The sequence below is a fragment of the Paragemmobacter straminiformis genome (assembly GCF_014243445.1).
GTDB classification, from domain to species: domain Bacteria; phylum Pseudomonadota; class Alphaproteobacteria; order Rhodobacterales; family Rhodobacteraceae; genus Paragemmobacter; species Paragemmobacter straminiformis.
In genome coordinates this window covers 200,679-225,951 of the sequence record NZ_JACLQD010000002.1, presented here as the reverse complement: position 1 = coordinate 225,951, position 25,273 = coordinate 200,679, and the positions used below count along the sequence as shown (strand labels likewise).

The 25,273-nt window shown below is 65.7% G+C and carries 22 protein-coding genes and 1 tRNA gene; 11 read left to right on the top strand and 12 right to left on the bottom strand.

The annotated features are described in order from the left end of the window. Nucleotides 1-40: 40 nt before the first annotated feature. Together H7F16_RS06915 and H7F16_RS06910 are read left to right on the top strand one after the other, a co-directional pair. Complete coding sequence (locus H7F16_RS06915) at nucleotides 41-856, top strand: hypothetical protein (protein ID WP_185796855.1); 816 nt, start codon at nucleotides 41-43, stop codon at nucleotides 854-856. 2 nt (nucleotides 857-858) lie between these two features. Beyond that, nucleotides 859-1,569 (top strand): FkbM family methyltransferase, encoded by a 711-nt coding sequence (locus H7F16_RS06910; RefSeq protein ID WP_338401973.1) that lies wholly within the window; start codon nucleotides 859-861, stop codon nucleotides 1,567-1,569. Between the two features lie 15 nt (nucleotides 1,570-1,584). Here H7F16_RS06910 and H7F16_RS06905 read toward each other — a convergent pair whose 3' ends face one another. The 7 genes from H7F16_RS06905 to H7F16_RS06875 form a co-directional block, all read right to left on the bottom strand. Further along, entirely contained in the window at nucleotides 1,585-2,475 is an 891-nt protein-coding gene (locus H7F16_RS06905; protein ID WP_185796854.1) for a hypothetical protein, read from the bottom strand. Next, nucleotides 2,472-4,553: a glycosyltransferase family 61 protein gene (locus H7F16_RS06900; protein WP_185796853.1), complete on the bottom strand. Its 2,082-nt coding sequence runs from the start codon at nucleotides 4,551-4,553 to the stop codon at nucleotides 2,472-2,474. Before H7F16_RS06900 ends, H7F16_RS06905 begins: the two co-directional genes overlap by 4 nt. A 165-nt stretch (nucleotides 4,554-4,718) precedes the next feature. Continuing rightward, nucleotides 4,719-5,468, bottom strand: coding sequence for an ABC transporter ATP-binding protein (locus tag H7F16_RS06895; protein WP_185796852.1), 750 nt, complete (start codon nucleotides 5,466-5,468; stop codon nucleotides 4,719-4,721). Then, nucleotides 5,465-6,298, bottom strand: a complete 834-nt coding sequence (locus tag H7F16_RS06890) for an ABC transporter ATP-binding protein (RefSeq protein ID WP_185796851.1) — start codon at nucleotides 6,296-6,298, stop codon at nucleotides 5,465-5,467. Before H7F16_RS06890 ends, H7F16_RS06895 begins: the two co-directional genes overlap by 4 nt. Continuing rightward, nucleotides 6,295-7,215: a nickel transporter permease gene (gene nikC / locus H7F16_RS06885; protein WP_185796850.1), complete on the bottom strand. Its 921-nt coding sequence runs from the start codon at nucleotides 7,213-7,215 to the stop codon at nucleotides 6,295-6,297. The genes H7F16_RS06890 and nikC overlap by 4 nt, the downstream gene beginning before the upstream one ends. Beyond that, entirely contained in the window at nucleotides 7,215-8,255 is a 1,041-nt protein-coding gene (locus H7F16_RS06880) for an ABC transporter permease (protein ID WP_241741334.1), read from the bottom strand. The genes nikC and H7F16_RS06880 overlap by 1 nt, the downstream gene beginning before the upstream one ends. A gap of 54 nt (nucleotides 8,256-8,309) precedes the next feature. Continuing rightward, complete coding sequence (locus tag H7F16_RS06875) at nucleotides 8,310-9,908, bottom strand: ABC transporter substrate-binding protein (protein ID WP_185796848.1); 1,599 nt, start codon at nucleotides 9,906-9,908, stop codon at nucleotides 8,310-8,312. A gap of 493 nt (nucleotides 9,909-10,401) precedes the next feature. Here H7F16_RS06875 and H7F16_RS06870 point away from each other — a divergent pair, with 493 nt between their 5' ends. The 3 genes from H7F16_RS06870 to H7F16_RS06860 all read left to right on the top strand — a co-directional run bounded on the left by H7F16_RS06870 (nucleotide 10,402) and on the right by H7F16_RS06860 (nucleotide 12,041). After that, nucleotides 10,402-11,100, top strand: coding sequence for a sugar transferase (locus H7F16_RS06870; RefSeq protein WP_185796847.1), 699 nt, complete (start codon nucleotides 10,402-10,404; stop codon nucleotides 11,098-11,100). Next, nucleotides 11,097-11,900 carry a hypothetical protein gene (locus H7F16_RS06865; RefSeq protein ID WP_185796846.1) on the top strand — a complete coding sequence of 268 codons (804 nt, stop codon included), beginning with the start codon at nucleotides 11,097-11,099 and terminating at the stop codon, nucleotides 11,898-11,900. The genes H7F16_RS06870 and H7F16_RS06865 overlap by 4 nt, the downstream gene beginning before the upstream one ends. 65 nt (nucleotides 11,901-11,965) lie before the next feature. Beyond that, a tRNA-Thr gene (locus H7F16_RS06860) sits at nucleotides 11,966-12,041 on the top strand. 25 nt (nucleotides 12,042-12,066) lie between these two features. Here H7F16_RS06860 and H7F16_RS06855 read toward each other — a convergent pair. After that, nucleotides 12,067-13,722, bottom strand: coding sequence for an ABC transporter permease (locus tag H7F16_RS06855; protein WP_185796845.1), 1,656 nt, complete (start codon nucleotides 13,720-13,722; stop codon nucleotides 12,067-12,069). A gap of 93 nt (nucleotides 13,723-13,815) precedes the next feature. Here H7F16_RS06855 and H7F16_RS06850 point away from each other — a divergent pair, with 93 nt between their 5' ends. Continuing rightward, on the top strand, nucleotides 13,816-14,691 hold the full coding sequence (locus H7F16_RS06850) for a hypothetical protein (protein WP_185796844.1): 876 nt from the start codon (nucleotides 13,816-13,818) through the stop codon (nucleotides 14,689-14,691). A 3-nt stretch (nucleotides 14,692-14,694) separates the two neighbouring features. On the opposite strand, the gene H7F16_RS19980 is transcribed toward H7F16_RS06850, so the two are convergent. From H7F16_RS19980 to H7F16_RS06835, 3 genes are read right to left on the bottom strand one after another with little or no spacing between them, the layout of a single operon-like run. After that, nucleotides 14,695-16,128, bottom strand: a complete 1,434-nt coding sequence (locus tag H7F16_RS19980; RefSeq protein ID WP_185796843.1) for an O-antigen ligase family protein — start codon at nucleotides 16,126-16,128, stop codon at nucleotides 14,695-14,697. Further along, nucleotides 16,125-17,450, bottom strand: a complete 1,326-nt coding sequence (locus H7F16_RS06840; protein ID WP_185796842.1) for a GumC domain-containing protein — start codon at nucleotides 17,448-17,450, stop codon at nucleotides 16,125-16,127. The genes H7F16_RS19980 and H7F16_RS06840 overlap by 4 nt, the downstream gene beginning before the upstream one ends. Beyond that, entirely contained in the window at nucleotides 17,431-18,219 is a 789-nt protein-coding gene (locus H7F16_RS06835) for a right-handed parallel beta-helix repeat-containing protein (protein WP_185796841.1), read from the bottom strand. The genes H7F16_RS06840 and H7F16_RS06835 overlap by 20 nt, the downstream gene beginning before the upstream one ends. Nucleotides 18,220-18,539: 320 nt before the next feature. Here H7F16_RS06835 and H7F16_RS06830 point away from each other — a divergent pair, with 320 nt between their 5' ends. From H7F16_RS06830 to H7F16_RS06810, 5 genes are all read left to right on the top strand, one after another. Beyond that, entirely contained in the window at nucleotides 18,540-20,066 is a 1,527-nt protein-coding gene (locus H7F16_RS06830; protein WP_185796840.1) for an oligosaccharide flippase family protein, read from the top strand. Between the two features lie 138 nt (nucleotides 20,067-20,204). Continuing rightward, nucleotides 20,205-21,365: a glycosyltransferase gene (locus H7F16_RS06825; protein WP_185796839.1), complete on the top strand. Its 1,161-nt coding sequence runs from the start codon at nucleotides 20,205-20,207 to the stop codon at nucleotides 21,363-21,365. Further along, nucleotides 21,362-22,567 (top strand): glycosyltransferase family 4 protein, encoded by a 1,206-nt coding sequence (locus H7F16_RS06820; RefSeq protein ID WP_185796838.1) that lies wholly within the window; start codon nucleotides 21,362-21,364, stop codon nucleotides 22,565-22,567. The genes H7F16_RS06825 and H7F16_RS06820 overlap by 4 nt, the downstream gene beginning before the upstream one ends. Beyond that, nucleotides 22,564-23,709, top strand: a complete 1,146-nt coding sequence (locus H7F16_RS06815; protein ID WP_185796837.1) for a glycosyltransferase — start codon at nucleotides 22,564-22,566, stop codon at nucleotides 23,707-23,709. The genes H7F16_RS06820 and H7F16_RS06815 overlap by 4 nt, the downstream gene beginning before the upstream one ends. Nucleotides 23,710-23,714: 5 nt before the next feature. Further along, the gene (locus H7F16_RS06810) at nucleotides 23,715-24,887 is read left to right on the top strand and encodes a glycosyltransferase family 4 protein (RefSeq protein WP_185796836.1); all 1,173 of its coding nucleotides are present in this window, start codon (nucleotides 23,715-23,717) and stop codon (nucleotides 24,885-24,887) included. Nucleotides 24,888-24,949: 62 nt separating this feature from the next. Here H7F16_RS06810 and H7F16_RS06805 read toward each other — a convergent pair whose 3' ends face one another. Beyond that, nucleotides 24,950-25,204, bottom strand: a complete 255-nt coding sequence (locus H7F16_RS06805) for a DUF2312 domain-containing protein (RefSeq protein WP_185796835.1) — start codon at nucleotides 25,202-25,204, stop codon at nucleotides 24,950-24,952. Nucleotides 25,205-25,273 lie beyond the last annotated feature (69 nt).

Genomic DNA, 25,273 nt, shown 5'->3' with positions numbered 1-25,273 from the left:
ACGATAAACCCCGCACGGGGCAAAAAACCACGAGGCTTCGATGTCAGTTCCCCAACGCCGCCCCGTCGCCTCCCTCTGGATCGGCACGCGGCTCCACTACCTCAACCAGATCTGCCTTCTGTCCCATGTCCGGCAGGGTCACCCCACCATCCTTTACTGCACCGACGAGGTGACGAATGTCCCCGAAGGGGTCGAGGTGCGCCGCGCCTCGGACATCATGGCCATCGACCGCGACATCGTCGCGCAAACCTCGGAATCCTTCCTGTCGAACGTCTTCCGCTACAAGATGATCAAGGCCATCGACGCCGTCTGGATCGACTGCGACGCCTATTGCCACAAGCCCTTCCCCGACGAGATGCAGAACATCTTCGCAGGCCACGGCTTCCGCGGCGCGCTCAATTGCGGCGTGGTCTATATCCCGCCCAAGGGCGAGCTGATCGACCGCCTGCTCGACTATTACGAAAACCTGCCCGAGGCTCCGGCATGGTTCAACAAGCAGCAGCGCAAGAAGATCGAAAAGCAGGACCGTTCGCTGCCGCAGGCCGTGCGCATCTACAACGCCGAACGCACCGCCTTTGGCCCGCAAGCCTTTACATGGTTCGCCCAGCAGACCGGCGACTATGACAAGGCGCTGTCGCCCGACGTGCTTTACCCCGTGCCCTTCCAGTTGAACGATGTGTTCTACGACCCCTATGGCCGCGTCGAGGGGCATTTCACCGACCAGACCCTCTCTGTCCACCTCTACACCAACGGCACCAAACCGTGGTGGCGCAAGAACCCGCCGCTTCCCAATTCCTACGCGGCGCGGATGTGCGCGATCGAGGGCGTCGACCCCTCCAAGGCGCTGGAGGAATAGGCGTGGACGCCGGTGACAGTGACCCGTCGGACGATACCGAAACCCCGAAATCCAAGGCCGAACTCCGCGCCGAGGCGCTGATCCGCCGCCAGAAGCGCAACCTGCGCAAGGCCCATGCCGAAGGCTACCTGTCAGGCGTCGCCGCCATGCTGCGCAAGGGGGATCTTGCGCTCGACCTTGGCGCGAACATGGGGGTCGTCACCGATATCCTCGCCCGCACGGGCGCCGATGTCGTGGCCTTCGAGCCCGACCCTTGGGCCTTTGCCAAGCTGACCGAACGCTTTGCCGACACCCCCAATGTCACGCTGGTCAACGCCGCCGTGGGTATCGGGTCCGGCACCGTCCGCCTGATGCGGGCGCAGAACTTCGGGGACAATCCGCTCGGCGCTTCGGTCAAATCCACCATCCTCGACGGCGGCCGCCAGATCGACGCGGAAAACGCGGTCGACGTGCCGCTGGTCGATTTTCCGGCCTACCTCACGGAACGTCTGGCCGAACGGCCCGAAATCGCCTTTGTCAAAATGGATATCGAAGGCGCCGAACTCGACATTCTCGAGGCGCTGGACGCGGGCGGCTTCTTCGACCGTATCCGCGTGCTGGTCGCCGAAACGCATGAACGCAAATTCCGCGACCTGCGCCCGCGCTTCCGCGCCCTGCGCCAAGGCTTCGCCGCGAAATACGATCCGAACCGCGTCAGCCTCGACTGGATCTGACCCGACCGGACCCGATCACTCCGCCGCCTCGGCCCCTTTGCCGATCTGCGCCATCCGCCGCACACCGGCATGGGCCTGAAGCATGTCCTTGGCCTGCCGCGACAGCCCGTATTCCTTGACGATGTCCCAGTTCCGGTAATGCACGGTGAAAATCTCGCGGTCCTTGGGCAAGGGCTGGCCCCGCTTCATCCCGCCCAGAATCCAGTGCTGCTCCTTGGGCAGGATGTTCCAGTCCAGCCCCGCCTTGCGGATCGCCAAAGGCAGCGTCATCTGGTCGAGGTAGGGGCGTTTGGCCGGAACATCCGGCGCGGCGTCAATCGCCGCCGCCACCTCCATCCACACCTCGGCAAAGCGCATCCCCCGCGCGTCGACATGGTTTTCGGGAAAGCAGAACAACCCGCTGCTGAAATAGGGCATCCGGTCCGCCCCCTTGCGCTGGTTCATCAGGCGGATGCGTTCGGCGGGCATCCCGAGCCCTGCTGCGGCATAGATCACGGGCCAGATATCCTGCCCCGCCCATCCCATCGACGCGGCGGGCGTCAGGCTCACCTTTCCGGCCGAAATCAGGTTCTCGACCGAATTGGGGCGCAGGAACAGGATGTCACTGTCAAGGAAGCAGGAATACTCCGTCTCGCGCCGCTCGAGCGCCGCCAGCATCTTGTTGCCGTGCGGATAGGGCGGATCGAAGCGCCCTTCGGTCTGCATCGGACGCAGCTCGCAGCCCATCCGGCCCAGAACCGAAACGGCATCGGGGGAAAGCTCGGCCATCCGATGCGCGGGGCAATAGCCCACCATCGCCACGCTGTCTCCAAAGTTGGCACGGATCGAGGCCGCCAGATGACAGGCCATCAGCTGGTATTTCGGCGGCTCCACGATAAAGAACATCGTCAGGCGGGGTTTGCTCATGCGCCCTCCTCGGCGTCGAGATGCAACTCTCCCGCCCCCAGCGTCCGCATCGCGCCGCGCTTCTCTTGAAAGCGGGCCAGCATCTCGGCCACGGTGGCGGCATCGGGCGTGTCGGGGCGGAAACTCTTGGGCAGGAAACCTTTGGCCTTCAACGCCCTGAACAGCGCGTCAAAGTCGATTTCCCCGACCGAACGGAAATCCACGCGCGAGGCGTCCGCGCCGATCCAGTCATGCCGGATCACGTCGATCACCTGCGGATCGACCCCGCAAAAAGACCGGAATTGCAGGATGTAATCCGCCGCATTCGCCCGTGACCGGCGCAGGACCATCGCAACCTCGGTCCCCGGTTCGGCCACATAAGCCGCCAGATGCAGCGCCGACCCGTCCAGCGCCACGATCCTGCGCGCCGCCCGATAGCGCGCGATCTGCACCTCGAGGCTGTGCTTTTCGGGGTGGAACACCTCGTATCCGGCGCGGGCAAGGTTCTCTTCGATCACCGTCTCACCCAGAATCCCGCCGCGCTGTGCGTTCAGCCGCGCGCGCGAGATGTAAAGCCGCTCGCCCCCTTCGGCCCGCACCGCCCCGCGCAGACGCCCCTGCATGAACGCGCGATAGGCGGGCGATCCGGCATAGCGCTCGTTCCAGCCGAACCCCAGTTCCGGCAGGACCAGCCGCTCGACCCGCAGCGCGGTCGGATGCGCGACCACCGGCACCTCGACCCCGAGCAGGCGGAAGAACGCATCCATCCCGTCCATCGCCCGCAGGTTCGCCCCCGTGGCCCCGCGATAGGGCAGGTAAAGGATGCTGTCGATCTTGCCATCCAGATGGTCCAGCGCCCAAAGCCGCGCCGTGGATTCCACCATGAAATGCCCGAAATGCCCGCGGAAATGCCCCGCGAACAGATGCCGCCCCGCAAGGTCGACCACCGGCTCGTCGGCGGAAAGCACAGGTTCGGGCGTGGGCTTGCGGGCACGGATCCACGCCTGCGACAGGGGCGCATAACGCCCCCCCGCGTAAAGCACGCCCGAGGCAAGGCTCCGGTCATGCGCGCGCTCGGGCACCACCAGCGCGCGCGAGATCTCTTCGATCGCGCCGCTGAACGGCGCCTGCGGGTTGCCCGCCGTCACATGGACCAGCTTCGGCGGCAGGTGCTGCATCGGCACCGCACCGGCCAGTCGCTTCGCCTCGCGGCGCGGAAAGCCCAGATCGGGATAGGCGCGGACCATCGCCGCCACCGCCCGCCGCAACAGCGGCTGGTGCCCGCGTTCGACCGCCTCGGCGCAAATCGCGCGCTGCCAGCCCACGTCGCCCCGCCGCGCCCTGAACCCGCGCCAGAACGCGACCGCATCGAAATCGCCGCGCATCGTCCCCTCGACCAGCCCGTCCAGAACGCCAAGCGACTTGAGCGAGCGGATCGCCCGATGCCCCGTGCGCGGCACCGGCAGATGCCTTACCCCTGCCCCGTCCAGCCGCATCGCATGGGCGCGGTCCTCGGGCACCTTGGGGTCGTAGACCAGCGTGATCTCGCGCCCGTCGGCCACCCCCGCCGCATCCGAGAAATCGCCCGTCCAGTCCCATTTCTTCGCGCCGTAGCGGTAGCGCTTCTCGAAGGGTGCGCGCTTGCGATCCAGCGTGCTTTGCGGGCTGAAAGCCAGCACCGCCGCATCCGGCACCAGCCGCGCATAGGCACAGGCCGCAAAACCGCCCATCGAAGCGCCGACAAAGACCACACGCCGGAACCGCGCGAACAGCCCCGCATCGCGCAAGGCGCAGATAAGCGCCGCCGTATCCGCGTTGCGATACCAGTCCTTGCGGCTTGCCATCAGCCCCAGCAAAGAAACGCCCGCCTTTTCCGCCCGCGCGTAAAGCCAGGGCTGGGCCGGCTCGTATTCCCCGACCGAGGCGAGGTTGTCGAAACTGACCACAAGCACATCCGACCGCCGCTCGAACCACGCGTCAACCAACCCGCCGCGCAGAAAGAAGCTGTCCTTGCCCGCAGCCTCGGCCGCAGTCGCAACCGGATCGGGCCGCTGCGCCCGCGACGGCTTCACCGCGACGATCTCTTCCGCATCCGTCATGATCGGAACGCCGCAACCAAGGCCAAGCCCACGCGCAAATCCATACCCCTGCCCCGCGCCCTCTCGCGGGGCTGTTGCCAAAAGGCTAGCGCGACCCGGCCCTTCGGGTCAAACCCGCAATCCCTTTGCGCGGCAGGCGCCCCGCCCCCTGTGGCACAGAGGGCGCTACCCCAGCATCCGGTCGGCGCTGGCCTCAAACAGGCTGCGGGCGTAATCGGTCTTCATCCGCGCCGCCGCCAGATCGGCGCGGCTCATCTCCTCGACCGCGCGGCCATGCTGCATGACCAGAACGCGGTCGCACATATGGTCGATCACGGCGAGGTCATGGGACACCATCAGAAAGGTCAGCCCCCGCTCGTCGCGCAAGCGTGACAAAAGGTTCAGCGTCTCGGCCTGCACGCTGGCATCCAGCGCGCTTGTCGGCTCGTCCAGCAGCAGGACCTGCGGCTGCAACATCAGGGCACGCGCAATCGCCACCCGCTGCCGTTGCCCGCCCGACAACTGGTGCGGATAGCGGAACCGGAACGAGGTCGGTAGCCCCACATCCGCCAGCGCCTGCATCACGCGCTGGTCGGTATCGCCCACAGCGTGAATCGCCAAAGGCTCCGACAGGGTCCGGTCGATCGTGTGGCGCGGGTGCAAACTGGCGTAGGGGTCCTGAAACACCATCTGCACCCGTTCGGCAAAGCCCTTGCCGCGCGGGGTCGGCACAGGCGCGCCGCCGATCTCGATCTCGCCCGCCGTGACCGGCGCCAAGCCGCAGATCGCCCGCAGGATCGTCGATTTCCCCGACCCGCTTTCCCCAACCAGCCCGAAGCTTTCGCCCTTGGCAACCGAAAGGCTCACATCCTCGACCGCCCGCACCTCGCGGCCCTTGCTCTGGAACGTGACCGAAAGACCCCGAACCCCGATCATGCCCGCGCCCAATCCGCCGTGCGGTCAAGCCCCGGCAAGGGGCCACGGTCGCCCCCGATCCGTGGCAGACAGTTGAGAAGCCCCTGCGTATAGGGATGTTTCGCCGCCAAGAGGTCACGCGCCGCCAGTTCCTCGACGATCTTGCCCTTGTACATCACCAGCACACGGTCGCAGAACCGCGCCACCAGCCGCAGATCGTGGCTGATGAAGATCAGCCCCATCCCCCGGTCGCGCACCAGCCCGTCAAGGATCGACAGAACCTCGGCCTGCACCGTCACATCAAGCGCGCTCGTCGGCTCGTCCGCGATCAGCAGGTCGGGATTGGGGATCAGCATCATGGCGATCATCACCCGCTGCCCCATCCCGCCCGAAAGTTCATGCGGATAGGCCGCCATCACCCGCTCGGGGTCGCGGATCTGCACGGCCTCCAGCGCGGCGATGGCCTTTTTCTTCGCCTCGGCCCCGCCCAGACGGTCGCGCTGGCGCAGGCCTTCCATCAACTGCGCCCCCACCTGCATCACGGGGTTCAGGCTGTATTTCGGGTCCTGCATCACCATCGCGATCCGCTGCCCGCGCAGGGCGCGCATCTCGCGCTCGCTCGCCTTCATCAGGTCTTGCCCGTCAAACACCATCTCGGCGGCGTCGATCCGCCCCGGAGGCCGGATCAACCGCAGCACCGACCGCCCCGTCATGGTCTTGCCGGAACCGCTTTCCCCAACGATTCCAAGCCGTTCCCGCCCAAGGCTAAAGCTCACGCCCCGCACCGCCTCGACCACGCCCGCCTCGGTGTCGAATGTCACGCGCAGGTCTTTCACCGACAGAAGCGTCATTTCCCTGCACTCCGCGGGTCCAGCACATCGCGCAACCCGTCGCCCAGCAGGTTGAACCCCAGCGCCACGATAAAGATCGCCAGCCCCGGCATGGTCGCAACCCACCACTGCTCGAACAGGTATTTCCGCCCCGCGCTGATCATCAGCCCCCATTCCGAAAGCGGCGGCTGCGCGCCAAGGCCCAGAAAACCAAGCCCCGCCGCCGTCAGGATCACACCCGCCATGTCCAGCGTCACGCGGATGATCACGCTCGGCAGGCACATCGGCACCACATGGCCCCAGATGATCCGCGCCGCCCCCGCCCCTTGCAGGCGCACGGCAGCGATATAGTCGGAATTCCTGACCGTCAGCGTCTCGGCCCGCGCCACGCGGGCATAGGGCGGCCAAGCGGTCAGGGCGATGGCCAGCACGGCATTCTCGATGCCGGGGCCAAGCACGGCAACCAGCGCCAGCGCAAGGATAAGCCGCGGAAAGGCAAGGAAGATGTCGGTCGTCCGCATCAACACCTCGTCCACCCAGCCGCCGAAATATCCGGCCACGGTGCCGATCATCAGGCCCACCACAGGCGCCGTCACCGTCACAAGGGCCACGATGTAAAGCGTGATCCGCGCGCCATAAAGGATGCGCGTCAGGATATCCCGCCCGAAATCGTCGGTGCCAAGCAGATGCCCGTCCGTCAGCGGCGGCAACAACCGCTCGCGCAGGTTCTGCGCAATGGGATCATGCGGCGCAAGCTGCGGCGCAAAGGCGGCAACCACCAGCAAGACAACGATGATCGCCAGCCCCACCATCGCCAGCGGATTGCGCTTCAGCCGCAGCCAGCCAAGGAACCATTGCCCCGCCCGCGCCTGCGCGCGGCTTGTCGGGTTCTGCTCGCGCAGCCATGCCATCACCCCCGCCATCACCGCGCCCCCCATTACCGCGCCCTCGGATCGACAAGGCGGTAAAGAAGGTCCGACACCATGTTCAGCGCGACAAAGGCCACACCCACCACGACCGTCCCGCCCAGCACGGCGGGCATATCGGCCACCATCAGCGCATCGGTGATATAGCTGCCAAGCCCGGGCCAGGCGAAAATCGTCTCGGTCAAGACCGACCCTTCCAGAAGATAGGCATAGGACAGCGCCACCACCGTAATCAGCGGCACAAGCACATTGCGCATCGCATGGACCCAGATCACCCGCCGCTCGGGCATCCCCTTGACGCGCGCGGTGGTGATATATTCCTGCCCCAGCTCGTTCATCATGAAAGACCGCGTCATCCGGCTGATATAGGCCATCGACACATAGCCCAGCAGCCCCGCGGGCAGGATGATATGGGAAATCGCATTGGCGAACATGTCCCAACGCCCGGCAAAGGCGGTGTCGAGCAGGATCATCCCCGTCCGCTGCGGCACCTCGAAATCATACATCATGTCATACATGGCGTCCAACCGCCCCGGACCGCCGACCCAGCCAAGCTGTCCGTAAAACACCAAAAGCCCGATCAGCCCCAGCCAGAACACCGGCATGGAATAACCCATAAGCCCCACCAGCCGCACCACATGGTCGGCCATGCTGCCCGGGCGGGTCGCGGCCAGAACCCCCGCAGGAACCCCCGCGATCACACCAAGGATCGTGGCGATGGTCGCAAGTTCAAGCGTGGCCGGGAAATGCCGCGTCACGGCGTCGATCACCGGCTCTCCGGTGCGGATCGACATGCCAAGATCGCCTTGGAACGCATTGAAAACGTAAATGAAAAACTGCTGCCACAGCGGCTTGTCCAGCCCCAGCGCCACTCGTGCCGCCTCGATCTGGGCCTGCGTCGCCCGTTCGCCCACGATGGACAGGATCGGGTCGATCGGCACCACGCGACCGATGATGAAGGTGACGAGCAAAAGCCCGAAAATCGTCACGACAAGCGAGACGACAAAGCCCAGCACCATGCGCAGGCGACCGTTCAGAAGGGATGTGTTCATTGCCATCGGGCAAGCCGCTCCCCCCGGCCCGTGCCGGGGGGGGTGGCCCACGCTTTACTTGGTGATCAGCCAATAGGCGGCCGAGTCGGTCGCCCCGCCGGTGAAGAAGTTGGACACGCTGGCCCGCATCCCCGTCTGGTAGCCGATCTGGAACATCACGATAAAGGGCGAGGTCTCGCGATGCTTCTGCTGGATTTCGGCATACATCGACGCGCGCTTGGCCCCGTCACGCTCCATCACCGCCGCTTCCGTCATCGCATGCAGCGGGCCGGGATCATAGGCGTTGCGCCATGCAAGGCCACCGGTCTGCGCATCGTCCGAGTTGTCGGCGTTCATCGAGAAGGCCGAGGCGTTGGTATGCGGGTCCGGATAATCCGGCCCCCAGCTTTGCAGCGTCGCGTCATGCTGGCGCGCACGGTAACGCTTGAGCTGCTCTGCCCCTTCCCCGATGTTCAGCTCGACCTCGATCCCCGCCTGACCAAAGGTGTTCTGGATCGACTGCGCCATTTCCATCCGGTCAGACGAGTTGCGCACATCCATCACCACCTTGGGCGGCGTGATGCCCGATTCCGCGATCAGCGCCTTGGCCTTTTCGATGTCGAGGCTGTAGGGCGTGTCGTCCAGCGCCCCGAGGTATCCTTTGGGCAGATAGGCCTGATGCACGACCATGTTGCCCTTCAGGAAGGTGTCGGCCATGCCCTGATAGTCGATGGCATAGCGCATCGCATCCAGCAGCTTCTCGTTCTTGTAGGCCTCGTTCTTCTGGTTGAACGACAGATAGAAGATCTGCCCGCCCACATCCTGCTGCACCTTCACATCGGCATTGCCCGACATGCCTTCGATATCCACGGGCGTCAGCTCGCGCGCGATGTCGATATCACCCTTTTCAAGCTGCAACCGCTGGGTCGCCGCTTCTGGGATATGGCGCATGAAGACGTTCTTGATCTTGGCATCGCCGCGCCAGTAGCCCGCGCGCGCCTCGAGCAGATAGCCCTCGTTCGGCTTGAACGACTTGAGGATATAGGCCCCCGTCCCTGCCGAGTTGTTGTGCAACCAGGCGTTGCCCATGTCGCCATCGACCTCGTTGGCCATGACCGTGGCCTTGTCGACGATCGACGCCACACCCGAGGTGAGGCAGTTGTAAAGGAAGGTCGGCGCATAGGCCTTGTCGGTCTTGAGCGTCACCGTATCGCCGCTCGCCGTGACCATCTGGTCCACGTTCTCGGCCGTCCAGCCGAACTGGTTCAAAATGAAGGCCGGCGACTTGTTCAGCTTGACCGCGCGCTGCAACGAGAATGCCGCATCTTCCGCCGTCACCGGATTGCCCGAGCTGAAGGTGACACCCGACTTCATCTTGAAGGTGAATGTGGTGCCCGCCTCGTCCACCGCCCAGCTTTCCGCCAGACCGGGCACCAGCTCGCCCACCTTGGTCGGGTCAAGCTCGATCAGCCCGTCATAGGTGTTGTTCACCACGTCGAGGCCCGAGAATTCATAGGCTTCGCCCGGGTCGAGCGACACGATGTCGTCGATGGCATCCGCAATCACCAGCGTATCGGCGGGCGTTTCGGCAAAAAGCGCCGCCGGCGCCGAGGTCGCCAGCAGGGCCACAAGCACGGCCGAGCCGAAGCGCGAAAGTTTCGGATCAAGATTCATGAATGACTCCCCGTCAGGATTTTGTCCGGCAGGCTGCATCGGCCCGACCATGATGTAGACCAATTGGTCAGTTTCGGATCGGGTCTGTCAAGTCCGCAAACACCCGAAAGATGGCCGGCCCGCCACCTTTCGAAAGCGCGGCGAATCAGTCCCGCCTTCCGCAGCCCCCTTGCGGCCCGAAGCCCGCAGATGGCGAAAAACGAGGCGGTTTGCGAACGGGCCGCGCGAATTATGGCAAAACAAAGGCAGATCGGACTCTCGCAAATAGGCCATTTTTGCCTGTGAACCTCACCAAAAGGTTGCAAAACGGTGGATAAGTCGTCCGGACCAAAAGAAATATGACCAAATTGTGTCGAAAGCGTAGACAAGTCTTTCGTTACGTTAATACGTATTAACTACGCCCAAAGGTATGGGTCCAAGGCTGCATTTCACCACCGCTCAAAGGCTCTGCCACAGCCTTGGAGCGCCACGTATCTATTGGCCGGAGTCTGCGATGGTCTATTTCCCGGGGGATCGTTTTCAAAGCAAGGGCGTAAGCCCCGGCCGTTCGGCAAGCGCCAAGCGAAGCCCGCCTGTGGGCCGCCCCGACACGGGCCTGTCGTTCAAGTACCGCGCCTTCGATCTGGCCATTGCCATCGTAGCGCTGCCCGCCATTGCCTTATTGGTAATCATTCTCTTTCTGGTTGTCAAACTCGACAATCCGCGTGCGCCCGCCTTCTTTCTGCAAACCCGCTACGGCAAGGACGGCAAGCCCTTCCGCATCGTCAAGATGCGCACGATGGTGCCGGATGCCGAAAGCCTGAAAGCCGACCTCTGCGGCCAGCCCCTCGCGCAGGCGGCGGGCTTCAAGATGAAGGACGACCCGCGCATCACCCGTCCGGGCCGCTGGATGCGCAAGACCTATCTCGACGAACTGCCCCAGATCTGGAACGTGATCTGCGGCCACATGTCCTTTGTCGGCCCTCGCGCCAATTCCTGCCCGCCCCAGCACCTCGAACCGTGGCAGCGCGCCCGTCTCGCCGTGCGTCCGGGCATAACCGGAACATGGCAGGTGATGCGCGACAAGCCGACCGATTTCGTCGAGCGCTGCAAGATCGATCTGGACTACATCGCCTCCAAATCCCTGCGCGGCGACATCCGGGTGCTGTTCGACACCGCCCTCGTCGCCCTCGTCCGCCGCACGGGAGTATGATCCGGCTCCGGCTCACGCCCGCCGGTGCGGCGGGCCGTGGCGAAGGGCATCGGATGCTCTCCTATTACAACGGGTTGAAATCGGAACTCGCGCAAATGCGCGCGCAATTGCGCAACGACCGTGCTTGCCGCAACGCTTTTCTGGTCATCATGGGGGCGGCGCTGCTGCTTCTGGGACTGACCGTCCTGCGCGACCTGTTCCGCGCCGAGGGTGTCCGCATGCCGGCAGACCACATGTTCTCTCTGACCGAGGACGGGGCGCTGCCCGAAATCTTCATGTATGTCGTCGAATTCATCTGTGCTGCGGCCTGCCTCTACTCGTTCGGCAAAACCGGAAAAAAGGCTTTCCTCTTCTTCGCATTGCTCTTCGGCTTCATCACCTTCGACGACTCCTTTTCGTATCACGAACGCCTCGGAGAGGTGATCGAACATAGCCTGCAAAGATATGGCCTGTCGAAGGGCGCAGAAGACATCGGCGAACTTGTCGCCTGGGGCATCGCCGGCATCCTGTTCCTGCCCCCTCTCGCATGGTGTCTGTTGCGCATGCAAAAGGACGAACTGGGCATCTACCTCGTCTTTGCCCTCGTCTTTGCGGGTCTGGTCTTCTTTGCCGTCGGCATGGACCTGATCCATTCCGTCACGAAGATCGTGTTCGACCGGAACGATCATCTTGTCAAACTGCTCCGGCAGGCGTTGGGGCGTATCGAGGACGGCGGCGAACTGCTGATGGTCTCACTCGCCGCTTGCACCGCCGTCCTCTATGCGCGCCGGGGTTCCCCGCAGGCCGATCCGAAAGTGTAACGTCGCCCCCCACCCCGCGCCTTCCTCTTGCAGGCTTGCCGCAATAGGGCTACATCCCTGCCCACGCCTCTATAGCTCAGCTGGTAGAGCACCTGATTTGTAATCAGGGGGTCGCGGGTTCAAGTCCTGCTGGGGGCACCATTTCCCTGATGTTCCGGCCTTTGGCCTAGCGGTTCGCCCGTGCCAGCAGTGCCACGGCGCACAGGCCCACGGCCATGACCATCAGCGCGGCGGGGGCCGCCTCGGACAGGCGCTCAAGACTGGCAAGCTCGAACACCCGTGTTGCCAGCGTGTTGTAGTTGAACGGCCGCAACAGCAGCGTCGCGGGCAATTCCTTTACGCAATCGACGAAAACGACCAGCAGCGCCGTCGCAACCGAGCCGCGCATCAACGGCAGGTAGACCGCCCGCAGCGCCCCTCCCGCCGACCGCCCCAAGGACCGCGCCGCCATCGGCAGCGACGGCGAGACCCGCCCGAAGGCCGCATCCACCGCCCCCTGCGCGATGCCGAAGAACCGCACCGCATAGGCAAGGATCAGCGCCCCCGAGGTGCCCGTCATGATCAACCCCGGATCATGCCCCGTCAGCGCCAGCACCGCATCGGCGACACGGTTGTCCAAAGCCGCCAGCGGAATGAGGATCCCCACCGCCAGCACCGCGCCCGGCGCCGCATAGCCCAGCGTCGTCAGCGGCAGCACCACCCGCGCCAGCCCGCGCCCCGCCATCCGCACCCCGTAGACAAGGAACACCGCCGCCCCCACCGTCACAAGGGCCGCGACCCCGCCCACGAAAAGCGTGTTGCCCAAGGCCTCGCCCAGCCCGGGCGCCAGCCACACGCCGGGTGCCGCAAAGGCATGCACCAGCATCACCGCCACAGGCAGGACGAACCCCAGACCAAAGGGCAGCAGGCACAACCCCGTGGCAAGCCACGCCTGCCCGCCCTCAAGCGCCAGCGGCGCCACAGGGCGCGAGGCGCGGCTTTGGCGGTGAAAGCGCGCGCGGCGGCGGCTGATGCGTTCGGTCGCGACCAGCAGGAAGATCAGCACCAGCATCACCCCCGCGATCTGTGCCGCCCCGCCCGCGTTGTTGCCGTTGAGCCAGGTCGAGAACACGCCCGTCGTCAGCGTCTGCACGCCGAAATAGGTGACCGTGCCGTAATCGGCCACCGTCTCCATCAGCACCAGCGCCACCCCCGTCGCCACCGCAGGCCGCGCAAGCGGCAGGCCCACGCGCAGGAACAGCCCCCAGGGGCCCGCACCCAGCGCCCGCGCCACCTCGTAGGAACAGCCCGATTGCTCGCGGAAGGCGGCACGGGCCAGCAGGTAGACATAGGGGTAAAAGGCAAAGGCCAGCACCAGAATGGCAAAGCCCTCGGACCGCACCTCGGGGAACCAGTAGTCCCGCGCCGTCTGCCAGCCCATCGCCGCGCGCAGCCCTGTCTGCACCGGCCCCGCATATTGCAGGAAATCCACCAGCGCAAAGGCCCCGACATAGGCCGGAATCGCCAGCGGAAACAGCAGCGCATGGTCCAGCCAGCCCCGCCCCGGAAAGCGGTACATCACCACCAGCCACGCCGCCCCCGTCCCGATCGCCGCCGTCAGCACCCCCACGCCCAGCATCATCGTCAGCGTCGTGGTGAAATAGCGCGGCAAGACCGTCGCCAGCAGATGCGGCCAGATGTTCTCGGTCGGATGAAAGGCGATCCAGACCACCGCCACCATCGGCGCCAGCACCACAATGGCAATCAGCGCAGCCCCGAGCGACCAGCCATCCAGCCGGACCCCCTGCCACGCGCCCCTAACTTGAGTGTTTTGGTCGGACATCATGTCAGGCGATCTAGCCGAAAGCGGTTTCCCTGTCCAGAAAAGCCCGTATAGTCAGGGCCAAGAAACGGGCAGACGGCAGAACAGTCATCCATGCGTATCGTGTATCACCTCGGCGCCCATTGCACAGATGAGGAACGTCTCATCCGCTGCCTGTGGAAGAACCGCGCCACGCTCGGCCATCAGGGCATCGTGGTCCCCGGCCCCACCCGCTACCGCGCGCTCCTGCGCGACACGGCGATCACGCTCAAGGGCCGCGCCGCATCGCGCGACACGCAGGCGCTTGTCCTTGACCAGATCATGGACGAGGACCGCGCCGACAGGCTGATCCTGTCATGGGACAATTTCCTCTCCTATCCGCAATGGGCGATCCGCGACCGCCGCCTTTACCCTGCCGCAGGCGAACGCATCCGCGCCTTTACCCAGATCTTCCCCGAGATCGAGGCCGAGTTCCACCTTGCCATCCGCAATCCGGCCAGCTTCCTGCCCGCCCTCTTTGCCAAGCAGCGCGGCAAACCCTACGAGGAATTCATCGGCACCGCCGACCCGCGCGCCCTCAGCTGGAGCCGCATGGTCGAAGAGATCCGCACCCTCAACCCCGACGCCCCGCTCACCATCTGGTGCGACGAGGACACCCCCCTGATATGGCCCGAGGTGTTGCAGAACGTCTCGGGCCACGCCCCCGACACCCAGCTTGCCGAAACCGACGAACTGCTGACCAGCATCATGTCGCCCGAGGGGCTGACGCGGATGAACGGCTATCTCTCCTCCAACCCGCCCAGCTCGGTCGCGCAGCGGCGGCGGATCGTCTCGGCCTTCCTCGACAAATTCGCCCTGCCCGACCAGATCGAAACCGAATTCGAACTTCCCGGCTGGGACGAATCCCTGCTCGATGATCTGAACAGCGGCTACCAGCGCGACATCACCCGCATCCGCCAGATGGAAGGCGTCACCTTCCTCGCGGCCTGACGCTCAGGGCTGCAACGCCCCGCCCGGCGGCCCGTGCTTGCGCATCAACCGCGCAAGGGCGATGGAAAAGCCGACCAGCAGCCACAGGCCAAGGAAGGATTTCGACGACAGCGCCAGAAGCAGCGCGCAGATCGAGATATGCGCAAGCAACAACCCCTCGGACTGTCCGGCGATCGTCTCCTCGCCGCTGCGCGTGCCCCGCAGCAGCGTTGCAGCGATGGCCCCCACCAGCCCGATGAAATAGCCGAAACCCAGAAGTCCGGTTTCGGTGGCATATTGCAGGTAGATGTTGTGCAACGGCCGCGCCTCGCTGCCGCGCCCCCCGACAAAGCGGTACTCGTCCGAGGCGAAATGGACCGCATAGTTGCCCGCCCCGATCCCGAGGAAGGGTGCCTGTCCGAACAGGTCGATCCCGATCTCCTGATAGCTCAGCCGACGTGCCACGGTCCGGTCCTCGGACGGCGCGGCGACCGCTCCGAACTTCGAGATGACAGGCTGCGCCAAGGTCAGCACCGCGACCAGAAGCGTCGCCAGCGACAGGCTCACGGCTTTCGCGAAATAGGCCTCGTGGCGGTGGCGATAGAGAAACAGCCCCGCCATGACCAGCAGCGCCGCAAAGGGCGCGCGGCTGATCGTGGCCAGAACCGCCGCCACCCCAAGGATCGCCGCCCCGATATGCAGCCAGCGCCCCCTTGCCTTGCGGGCGGCATTGGTTCCGGCAAGGATCGTCCCCATCAGGATCAGGGCCGCCACATCCGGCACGGATTCGGTCGAAGCCCCGCTCGACCTCAGCGCCCCTTGCCATGTCGCGATCTTGTCGCCGGGGAACAGCGGCGCACCCTGCATCGTGTCGTAAAGGATGATCACGGCGCAAAAGGCCGTCGAAAGGATCAGCCAGTCGATCAGCGCATCCAGATCCCGCCGCGTCCGGATCGAAAGCGCAAGCAGGATGGCAAGGGCGACATCCTTGCCAAAGATGGCACTCGTGGCAAGACTTTGCGCCCGGTCCACGGCATTGATCGACGACACCAGAAGCACCCCCGCCAGACCGGCCAGCAGAATAAGGAACAGCCGCCCCGCCAGAACCGTCTCGATCAGCTGGTCACGGCCAAGCCGGAACAGCAGCCACAGCGCAAGGGCTGCGGCCAGCGTATCGTTGGTGACCGTGCCGCCCACCGTTTCGGCAAGGGCATCGTTGACCTTGAAGAACACCAGAAGCCCCGGCAGCAGCATCGGCACGGCCCGATGCGGCCAGCGCAGGCTTGCCAGTCCGGCAAGGGCAAAGGGGGCCAGCACCACCGCAGGCGCGGCATCCGCACGCGCGATGCCCAGCACCGCCGAAACCGCTGCCGCAAGCCCCAGCCACAGACCGGCGAAAAGCGCCAGAACGACGGCCACCCCCGCCCCCGACTGTCCTTCCGCCCGCCCGCGCGTCACCGCTTCGCGCCCGCTTTCGTCATGCGCCGCGCCAGCGCCGACCCCGAAGATCCAAGCACAAGCACGCCGATCAGGAACAGGAAGAAGCCGACCGCATAGGCAAAGCCCGTCATCAGCGGCGTCGCCCCGTCCGGCACGACCGGGGGCACCGCCCTGCGCAGCACCGATGCATCGCCGCCAAGGTTGGTATTGTCGATCTCGCGCGTGACAAGCTCGCTTCGCAGCGCGCCGATCGACCGCACCAAGGCATCCTGATTCTGCAGGTTCGCCCGCAATTCGGCCACCGCCTTCACCGAAGGGGCAGCCGCAACTGCCGCCGCTGCCCCTGCCCCCGCCGCCGCAACCGGCGCGGCCGGCGCAACCTCGCGGTCCAGTTCGATCTCGCGCCGGATCAGCGCATCCAGTTCCTCGCGCGCATCCTCGATCTTGGCGGCATAGCTCGCGCGCAACGCCTCTCGTGCCTCGTCCCGCGCGGCCATGCGCCGCTCCGAATAGGCGGCATAGACCGCATTCGCCAGATCGGCGGCGCTTTGCGGATCACCCATCGACGCCGAAATCCGCATCACGAAAGAGCCGTCGATGGAATCGATCGTCAACGCCTCGCGATAGGGGGCCAGCGGATCAGCCGCCGCCTCGGGCAACTGCCCGTAGTTCAGCCATTCCGACCAGCGTGACAGCGGACCTTTGCGCTTGGCGGCAACCTCGGGCGCGGGCCGCTCCGCAAAGGCGATCTCGACGGCGCGGGCAAGCACGCCATCGCCGGTCAATTCCTCGGTCAGGCTGCGCACGACCGATGCCGTCTGCGCATCGCGCGACCCGCCCAGCGCCTTGCGCGCGAATTCCAGTTGCAGGTCACCGGGAAAGATCTGGATGTCCGTCGCACTCGTGAACACGGGGCTGCTTTGCATGTCCTGCCGCGCCATAAGAAATCCGGCAAGCCCGACGGCGGCGCAGGACAGCGCGATCCACAGCTTGGCACGGTTGAACCATGCCAGAAACCCGCCAAAGTCGAACAGCGGTTCGTCCCCGGCCCGGTCGTCGGGCGGGGCCAGCGGCGGAAAGCGGCCCGCTGCGGGGCTTGTCTCGCCCCCTGCGGGCGGGCGCAGGGCGACAGGCTCGGACGGACGGTTGGCAACAGGCTTGGGCGGGCGGTTGGCAACAGGCTGGGGCGCACGCAGCGGCACGGCCTCGGCGGCGCGGTTGGCTGCGGCATCCGGCGCGGGATAGGCACGCGCCGCCTGTATGCGCAACGCGGCCGCCTTGTCGGCAAGCGCTGCCGTTTCATTGGAACGGTCGAAGAGACTACTTCTGGATTTCTTCATTATTCTTCTGCAACAGCTTGATAAGTTTATTCTTCAGCCAAAAATGCGCGATGGTCAGGACGAAGCGTTCCGAACGGTTTCCGGTCACTTCGACCGACCGCACGATGTCATCCATCCGGTCCGCATTGCGCCCCGGCGGGTCCATGATGTCGATCCCGACCGACGACCCCGTCACCCTGTTGCCCCGGATGATCAGCGCCTTTGACGGCCCCGTCACATGGTCCGCGTAATAGCGGATGCCCGGCTTGTCATCGCGCGAGGTGCCCGACACCGTGTTGCAGGCCACAAGCGAGGAGCTGCGCACGGAAATGCCGTTGCCCTCGCGCGGGCCGCTGATCCTGTTCGACACGATCACCGCGTCCGAGGCTTGCGAATAGATCCCGTGCTGGCGTCCGTCATGGCCGCGCCGTCCGGTCGTGTCGATCCGGTTCCAGCCGATCACAAGGCCGGTATGGTCAACCCCGTCCTCGGCCCGCTGCGCGGCGGCGATCCCGTCGGAATCCGTGCCTTCGATCAGGTTGTCCACCAGCCACACACCCGAGGTGCCGCCCGTGGAGCGCAGCAATATCCCCACCCCCTTGATGTCGCTGATATGGCAGCCACGGATCGTCAGGTTGCGCACGTTGCGGATGCGGATACCGTCGCCCCGCACCTTGTGGACGTTGCAGCCCAGAACCAGCGTGTCGTTCCACTCCGGCCCCTCGATGTCGAGCGTGCGCGTCACGTCGAGATCACGCACCACCCGCTTGTAGGCAGGCACCCTCGGCATTGCGAGCTGCGCGCAGGATGCCCCGCCAAAACTGCCGAATGGCCCTGCCGTGGCACCGTCAGGCACGACTGTCCCCGCAAAAACGGATACCACAGCCGCGAAGGTCGCAAACCGCCGCATCCGGCCGCCTGCCACTTTGCCCAACACCTTCAACACCGCTACGATCCCCCTCGAAATCACCTGAAATATATCTATTAAACTTGCTTAACATACAAATTTAATCGAGGTGACTCCCTCGGTCTGTAACGCTGCCGAATTCGTGTCGGCATGGTCCAAAAGGCGCAAAAAGTGGCATCCGGTTGCAAACGGGGAACCCGGCCGTGAACGATGGAACGGCAGAGCGCCCCCTTGGCCGGGCGGTTGGCTGGCTTGTCGGCTCCCGCTGGGTCGCGCGCGCCCTCGGCGTGGGGCGGACGATGGTGCTTTCGGCCATCCTCCTGCCCGCCGACTTTGGCCATGCGGTCCTCGTGATGAGCATCGTCCTCTTCGTCGAGGCGATCACCGACATGAAGGTCAACTTCTCGCTCATCCGTTCGCGCGATCAGGACGACGGTCTTTACGACACGGCTTGGACGCTCCAGATCATCCGTGGCCTGCTCTGCGGGACGGGCCTTGCCCTTGGCGCGCCGTGGATCGGGGCTTTCTACGGCGATCCCAAGCTCATCGCCCCGCTTTACCTGCTGGCCCTGTCGCTTGCCATCGGCGGCTTCGTCAACGTCGGCATGGCGCAGTTCTTCAAAGAGATGGATTTCCGCAAGGTGTTCATCGCGAACGTGGCAAGCCGCCTCGTGGCGCTTGTCGTTTCGGTGGTCATAGCCATCCTGACGCAAAGCTTCTGGGCCGTGGTGATCGGCTATGTCGTGCAGCGGATGGTCGATGTGCTGGTCAGCTACATGATGCACCCGCGCCGCCCGCGGCTGGGCCTTACGACACTGGGCGACATCGGCCAGCATTCGGCATGGCTCATGGTGCAGAACGTCCTGTTCCAGATCCTGCTCAGGGCCGATGTCTTCCTGATCGGCAAATACGCCGGTGCGGCGGCGCTTGGCCCCTACTACCTCGCAAAGATGCTGGCCGAACTGATCGGGACCGAACTTGCCAGCGCCTTCCGTGTCGCGCTGTTCTCGAAATTCGTCAGCCACGACCACCGCCACGATGCAGGCGCGCGCGCCGTGCTGGCCTTTGCAACCCTGTCCTCGGCCACGCAGGCGGCACTTCTGATCGGCGCACCGGCAAGCCTGCTGCTCGCCCTCTGTGCCAAAGACCTCGTGTCCTTCGCCTTGGGTGCGGCATGGGCGCCGACGACCTTCTTCCTGCAACTCTTCAGCGCCAACGCCCTTTTCGGCATCGCCGCCGCCGCACCGGCAAGCTCGATCCTCGCGGCGGGCCACACCCGCCTCGTGGCCCTGCGTCAGGCCATCGGGCTGGCCGTGTTCATCCCCAGCGTCGCCTTCGCCGCGCAGACCTTCGGCCTTGGCGGTGTCGCCGTGGCGGTGGTCCTGACCACGGCCGTCTCCTGCGCCTATTCCTTCGTCGTCGCGGCCCGCGACGTGACCGGAAACTGGCGCGAGGTGGCCTCCGGCGTCCTGCGCATCGCGACAGCGACGGCAATGCTCGGCCTCGCCTCCGGCCTGATCCTTGCGGCCATGCCCGATATCGCGCAACGCTGGCACCCGCTTCATCTTCTGCGGCTTCTCGCTGCCGGATCCGGTGGCCTCGCCGCCTATTGCGGCACGCTCTGGCTGATCTGGCAGCTCAGGGGAAAGCCGGACGGCATCGAAACCATGGCCGCCCGCATGCTGCTCAAAATTGCGTCACGCCGGCGCAAGGAACGGGCAAAGCGATAAGGCGTCGTGCGGCATACCGCCCCGGCAACGGCACTTTCCAGCATCCGGCAGCAACACTCGGGCGCAAATCACCATCGGGATTTGTTAATTTACTTTAACACCACCCCCCTGTCGTTGCAGAAAAAGCATCGTAGTCTCGTGTCAGGACCCATCATGGCGGTGACGCCAAAGCTTTCCCTCGTGCTTCCCGATTTCGGAGGCGGCGGTGCCGAACGGATCATGGTCACCCTTGCCAACGCCTTTGCAGCGCGCGGCTTTGACACGACCATGATCGCAGGTCAGGCCAAAGGCCCCTGCCTTGCCGATCTTTCGGCCGGGGTCCGGCTTCTCGACCTCGACGTGCCGCGCTTCGGTCGCGCCATTCCGGCGCTGGTCCGCCATTTCCGCACCGATCGCCCCGATGCGGTCCTGTCGGCGCTGACCCATGCCAATCTGGCCACGCTCGTCGCGGCCCGTCTTGCGCGCGGCGCCCCGCGGATCGTCGTGGCCGAACACAACAGCATCACCATGATGCTCGCATCGGGCAGCCGCGCGAAGCGTGCGGCAAAGCGGGCGCTGGCGCGGCTGCTCTATCCGCGTGCGGCCTGCGTCACCTTTGTCTCGCGCGCCATGCAGGACGAATTCGCCGCCGCCCTTGCCCTGCCCGCCGACCGGCGCCGCACGATCTACAACCCGCTGCCGCTTGGCCATCTGCGCGACATGGCCGCAACCCCGCCCCGCCATCCGTGGCTGCGCGACAGGACAACCCCGGTCCTCGTGGCCGCAGGGCGCCTTGCACCGCAAAAGGATTTCCCCACCCTCCTGCGCGCCTTCGCCCTTCTCGCGCAGACCTCGCCCGCGCGGCTCGTCATCTTTGGCGAAGGCCCCGACCGCCCGGCGCTTCAGGCGCAGGTGAACGACCTTGGCCTTGGCGCGCGCGTCTCGCTTCCCGGTTTCGTCCCGTCGCTGCCCGTCGAACTCGCCGCCGCCGATCTTTTCGTCCTGTCCTCGCGCTGGGAGGGCCTGCCCGGCGTTCTGCTCGAATCGCTGGCGGTCGGCACGCCGGTCGTCGCCACCGATTGCCCGACCGGACCGGATGAAATCCTCGAACAGGGGCGCTGGGGCAGGCTCGTGCCCGTGGGGGACGCGCCCGCCCTTGCCGAGGCGATCCGCGAAAGCCTTGCCCGACCGCTGCCGCCCGCCTCCGATGCCATGCTGGCCCGCTTCGACACCGACCACATCATCGACCAATACCTTTCCGTCCTTCTTCCCCCCTCCCCCGCAACGGGACCAAGCCGCCTTGCCGGAGCGGACATATGAAAATCCTTGTCGTCGTCAGCGAGTTTCCCAAGATCACCGAAACCTTCGCCATCGCGAATGTGCTGCATTACCTGCGCCAAGGGCATGACGCGCGGGTGTTCCACCTCAAACCCTTCCGCCACGCCGAAATCGTCCATGACGAGGCGCGGCCCGTGGTCGAGCGCGGCTTCACCTTTCCCTGGCTGCCGCTTGGCCCCTTTCTGGCCGCCCTGCTGCGCCATCCGGTCAGAATGGCGACCATCACCGCCAAACTGGTCGCCGAGATGTGGCGCGAGCCGCGCCGCCTTGCCGAAAGCTTTGCCATCCTGCCCAAATCCGCAGCCCTCGCCGCCTATGCGCGGGCCGAAGGGATCGACCATATCCACGCCGAATTCGCCACCCATCCGGCAACGGCGGCATGGATTGCTGCGGAATTGTCCGGCCTGCCCTTCAGCTTTTCGGCCCATATGTACGACATCTTCGTGTCGCAAAGCCTGCTGGCCGAGAAATCCCGCAAGGCGCGCTTCGTGCGCACCATTTCCGACTTCAACCGCGATTTTCTCGCCCGCATCCCCGGCTTTGACAGCGCCAAGCTGCGCGTCATCCGCTGCGGCGTCGATCCTGCCCGCTTCCCTGCCCCCGAACGCCAGCCCAAGGCGGCGGACACGGATTTCAACATCACCTTCGTCGGCGCCCTTTTGCCGCGCAAGGGTGTCGACATCCTTCTGCACGCCCTCGCCCGTCTGGCCGCACGGCCCGACTGGCACCTGAACGTTCACGGCGGCGGCCCCGAAATGGCGCAGTTGCAACAGCTCGCCACCCGCACCCTGCCCGGCCGCGTCACCTTCCACGGCCCGGCCACGATGGCCGAGGTCAAGGCCGCCATGTATTCCGCCCACCTCGTCGTCATCCCCTCGATCACCGACAGCCTGAACCGCTCCGAAGGCATTCCGGTCGTCTCGATGGAAGCCCTCGCCGCCGAAGCGCCCGTCATCGCCTCGCGCCTGTCGGGCATTCCCGAACTGGTCCAGCACGGCAAGACCGGCTTTCTCTTCACCCCCGGCGATGCCGCCGACCTTGCCGCCCGCATCACGCAGGTCCTTGACGCCTACCCCGCGGCACAGGCGCTTGCCGCGCGCGGCAGGGCGCAAGTGCTTGACGAATACAACCTCGACAACAACGCCGCCGACCTGCTGCGGCTGATAGAAGAGAACAGCCGATGACCGCAGCCCTGTTCTGGATCAGCCTTGCCCTGCTCGTCTATGTCATCGCGGGCTATCCGCTGGCCCTGCTGGTGCTGGCCCGCCTCTTGGGTCGCGACGCGCAGCCGACCGGCCCGCGTCCGGCCTCGTTTTCCTTCCTCGTCGCCGCGCATAACGAGGAAGCCTGCATCCGCGACAAGGTGGCGAACTGCCTCGCCCTTGCCGACGAGGGCGGCTTTGACGTGCAGGTCGTCGTCGTCTCCGACGGCTCGACCGACCGCACGGTTGACGAGCTGCGCCGGATCACCGATCCCCGCGTCACGCTTGTCGTGCCCGAAGGCCGCAGCGGCAAGGCGCTCGCCCTCAACCGCATCCTGCCGCTCGCAACGGGCGAGATCGTCATCTTCACCGATGCCAACAGCCTTGTCGCGCCCGGCGCGCTTGCCGCGATGGCCGACTGCTTCTCCGATCCGGCCATCGGCGGCCTCTGCGGCGAAATCCGCGTCGATACCGCCAAGGCAGGCTCCATCGGCAAGGGCGAGGGCTTCTACTGGACCTATGACCAGGCCCTCAAACGCGCCGAAACGCGGCTTGGCGGGGCGGTCTCGGCCCAAGGCTCGTTCTACGCGATCCGCAAGGAGTTCGTGGCCCCCTTCCGCGACGATTGCGCCGACGATTTCTACAATTCCGTCCGCGTCGTGGCCTCGGGCAGCCGCCTCGCCTTCGATCCGCGCGTGATCGCGACCGAGCAGGTGACCGAACGCGCCCGCCGCGAGATGGGCCGCCGCATCCGCTCGACCGAACGCGGATGGCGCGCGCTGATGGCGCACCGGCAGTTGCTGAACCCGCTGAACCACGGCTTTTACGCCTGGCAGCTTTTCTCGCATAAATTCCTGCGCCGCCTGACACCCTTCCTGCTGCTGGTCTGCTGTCTTGCCAATCTCGCCCTTGCCGGACGGGGCGGGTTCTACGCCTTTGCCGCGACCCTCCAGCTTGCGGGCTACGCCGTGATCCTTGCGGCCGCCCTTTTCCTGCCGTTCCGCAAATTGCCGCTCGTCCGTCAGCTTTTCTTTTTCGCCATGTCCAACGCCGCAATGGCCGCCGGACTGGTCCGCTATGTCGCGGGCCATCGCAGCACCCTCTGGAATCCGGTCAGGAACTGAAGGCCATGTCGCAGCCCCCCGCCCTGCCCGATGGCGATCCTGCAACCGCGGCGCGGCGCGTGGTCGTGCTGGTGCAGGGCAGCTCCAAGGGTCTGCAAGGCGTCAAATACGGCTCGGCCTTCGCCGCCCTGCGCCGCCACCTGCCGCAGGTCGAGTTCTGGGATGTCGACATCTGGGGATGGCGGCGCGCGCTCTGCATGGCCCGCGCCTTCCGCCCCGACACCCGCATCTGGCGCGAGACCTTCTACAGCCATCCCGCCACCTTCGACGCCTATGGCAAAGCCTTCGCGGCAAAGGTCCGGCAGCAGGGCGCGCCGGTCGATTGCTTCGTGACCTTCGGGCTGAAATTCGATGCCGCACGCCATTCCGGCGGCGCGCCCGTCATCACCTACACCGACTACACCACAGCCCTGACCGCCCGTCTGGCCAACCGCCTGCGCCACCCGCTAGACGGTGCCTTGTCCGCGCGGCGCATCGCACAGGAACAGCGCGCGATGGAGGGGCTTGCCGCCATCTGCGTCCGCAGCCGCTTCGTCGCCGACGCCATCACCGGCGATTACGGCATCGCACCGGACCGGATCGAGGTGGTCGGCGGCGGCTCGAACCTGCCGCTTCCGCCCGCAGCGGCCGACCGTAACCCGCCCGACCGCCCTGTCCGCTTTCTCTTCGTCGGCAAATCCTTCCTGCGCAAGGGCGGGGATATCGTCCTCGATGCCTTCCGCCGCCTGCGCGCGCGCCAGCCTTTCGCGGAACTGGTCATGGTCACCGCAGATGCACCGCCCGACCTGCCACAGGGCGTCACCGTCCATGCGGCACCCGACCCCGCGCTCTTCGCCAGCCTGTTCCGCAGCTCGGACGCCTTCGTCATCGCCTCGCGCTTCGAGACATGGGGCGATGTGCTGATCGAGGCCATGTCGCAGGGCCTGCCCTGCCTCTGCCCCGACCAGCCCCCGCTTGACGAAATCGTCGAAGAGGGCGTGACAGGCCGGCTGTTTCCGCCGGGCGACAGCGCGGCCCTCGCCCGCGCGATGGAGGATCTTTGCACCGATGCGCCCCTTCGCCGCCGCTTGGGCGATGCAGGCCTTGCCCGCGCCACCACGCGGTTCGACTGGGATATCGTCGCAGGCAAGATCGCCCGCACCGTCGCCCGCACGATATCGGCGCGCGACACCGCCTAGGCCCACGCCCCCCGCGCCCCGCGCGGCAAGCACGGCAGGCGCGGCACAGGCGCGGCGCTCCGTCAGGTCATGCCAAGCGCCTGCTTGTACATCTCGAGAACCGCTTCTTCCTCGGCAATCTCGTCTGGCTTGCGCTTGCGCAGCGCCACGACCTTGCGCAGCACCTTGGTGTCATAGCCGCGCCCCTTGGCTTCGGCCATCAGCTCTTTCTGCTGCTCGGCCACGTCCTTCTTCTCGCTTTCAAGCTGCTCGTAGCGTTCGATGAACTGGCGCAGCTCGTCGGCGGTGACGTTATAGGCGTCGTTGGGGTCGCTCATCATGGCCTCATGGCAAAAGGGGAAAACGCGCGCCCCCTCCCTACCCCGCCTGCCCCGTCGGGTTCAAGC

Bases quoted from the DNA above. Each gene is read 5' to 3' on its own strand.
- H7F16_RS06915 (WP_185796855.1), top strand. From the start codon at position 41: ATGTCAGTTCCCCAACGCCGCCCCGTCGCCTCCCTCTGGATCGGCACG.
- H7F16_RS06905 (WP_185796854.1), bottom strand. From the start codon at position 2,475: ATGAGCAAACCCCGCCTGACGATGTTCTTTATCGTGGAGCCGCCGAAA.
- H7F16_RS06900 (WP_185796853.1), bottom strand. From the start codon at position 4,553: ATGACGGATGCGGAAGAGATCGTCGCGGTGAAGCCGTCGCGGGCGCAG.
- H7F16_RS06895 (WP_185796852.1), bottom strand. From the start codon at position 5,468: ATGATCGGGGTTCGGGGTCTTTCGGTCACGTTCCAGAGCAAGGGCCGC.
- H7F16_RS06890 (WP_185796851.1), bottom strand. From the start codon at position 6,298: ATGACGCTTCTGTCGGTGAAAGACCTGCGCGTGACATTCGACACCGAG.
- nikC (WP_185796850.1), bottom strand. From the start codon at position 7,215: ATGGGGGGCGCGGTGATGGCGGGGGTGATGGCATGGCTGCGCGAGCAG.
- H7F16_RS06880 (WP_241741334.1), bottom strand. From the start codon at position 8,255: ATGAACACATCCCTTCTGAACGGTCGCCTGCGCATGGTGCTGGGCTTT.
- H7F16_RS06875 (WP_185796848.1), bottom strand. From the start codon at position 9,908: ATGAATCTTGATCCGAAACTTTCGCGCTTCGGCTCGGCCGTGCTTGTG.
- H7F16_RS06870 (WP_185796847.1), top strand. From the start codon at position 10,402: ATGGTCTATTTCCCGGGGGATCGTTTTCAAAGCAAGGGCGTAAGCCCC.
- H7F16_RS06865 (WP_185796846.1), top strand. From the start codon at position 11,097: ATGATCCGGCTCCGGCTCACGCCCGCCGGTGCGGCGGGCCGTGGCGAA.
- H7F16_RS06855 (WP_185796845.1), bottom strand. From the start codon at position 13,722: ATGTCCGACCAAAACACTCAAGTTAGGGGCGCGTGGCAGGGGGTCCGG.
- H7F16_RS06850 (WP_185796844.1), top strand. From the start codon at position 13,816: ATGCGTATCGTGTATCACCTCGGCGCCCATTGCACAGATGAGGAACGT.
- H7F16_RS06840 (WP_185796842.1), bottom strand. From the start codon at position 17,450: ATGAAGAAATCCAGAAGTAGTCTCTTCGACCGTTCCAATGAAACGGCA.
- H7F16_RS06835 (WP_185796841.1), bottom strand. From the start codon at position 18,219: ATGCCGAGGGTGCCTGCCTACAAGCGGGTGGTGCGTGATCTCGACGTG.
- H7F16_RS06820 (WP_185796838.1), top strand. From the start codon at position 21,362: ATGAAAATCCTTGTCGTCGTCAGCGAGTTTCCCAAGATCACCGAAACC.
- H7F16_RS06815 (WP_185796837.1), top strand. From the start codon at position 22,564: ATGACCGCAGCCCTGTTCTGGATCAGCCTTGCCCTGCTCGTCTATGTC.
- H7F16_RS06810 (WP_185796836.1), top strand. From the start codon at position 23,715: ATGTCGCAGCCCCCCGCCCTGCCCGATGGCGATCCTGCAACCGCGGCG.
- H7F16_RS06805 (WP_185796835.1), bottom strand. From the start codon at position 25,204: ATGAGCGACCCCAACGACGCCTATAACGTCACCGCCGACGAGCTGCGC.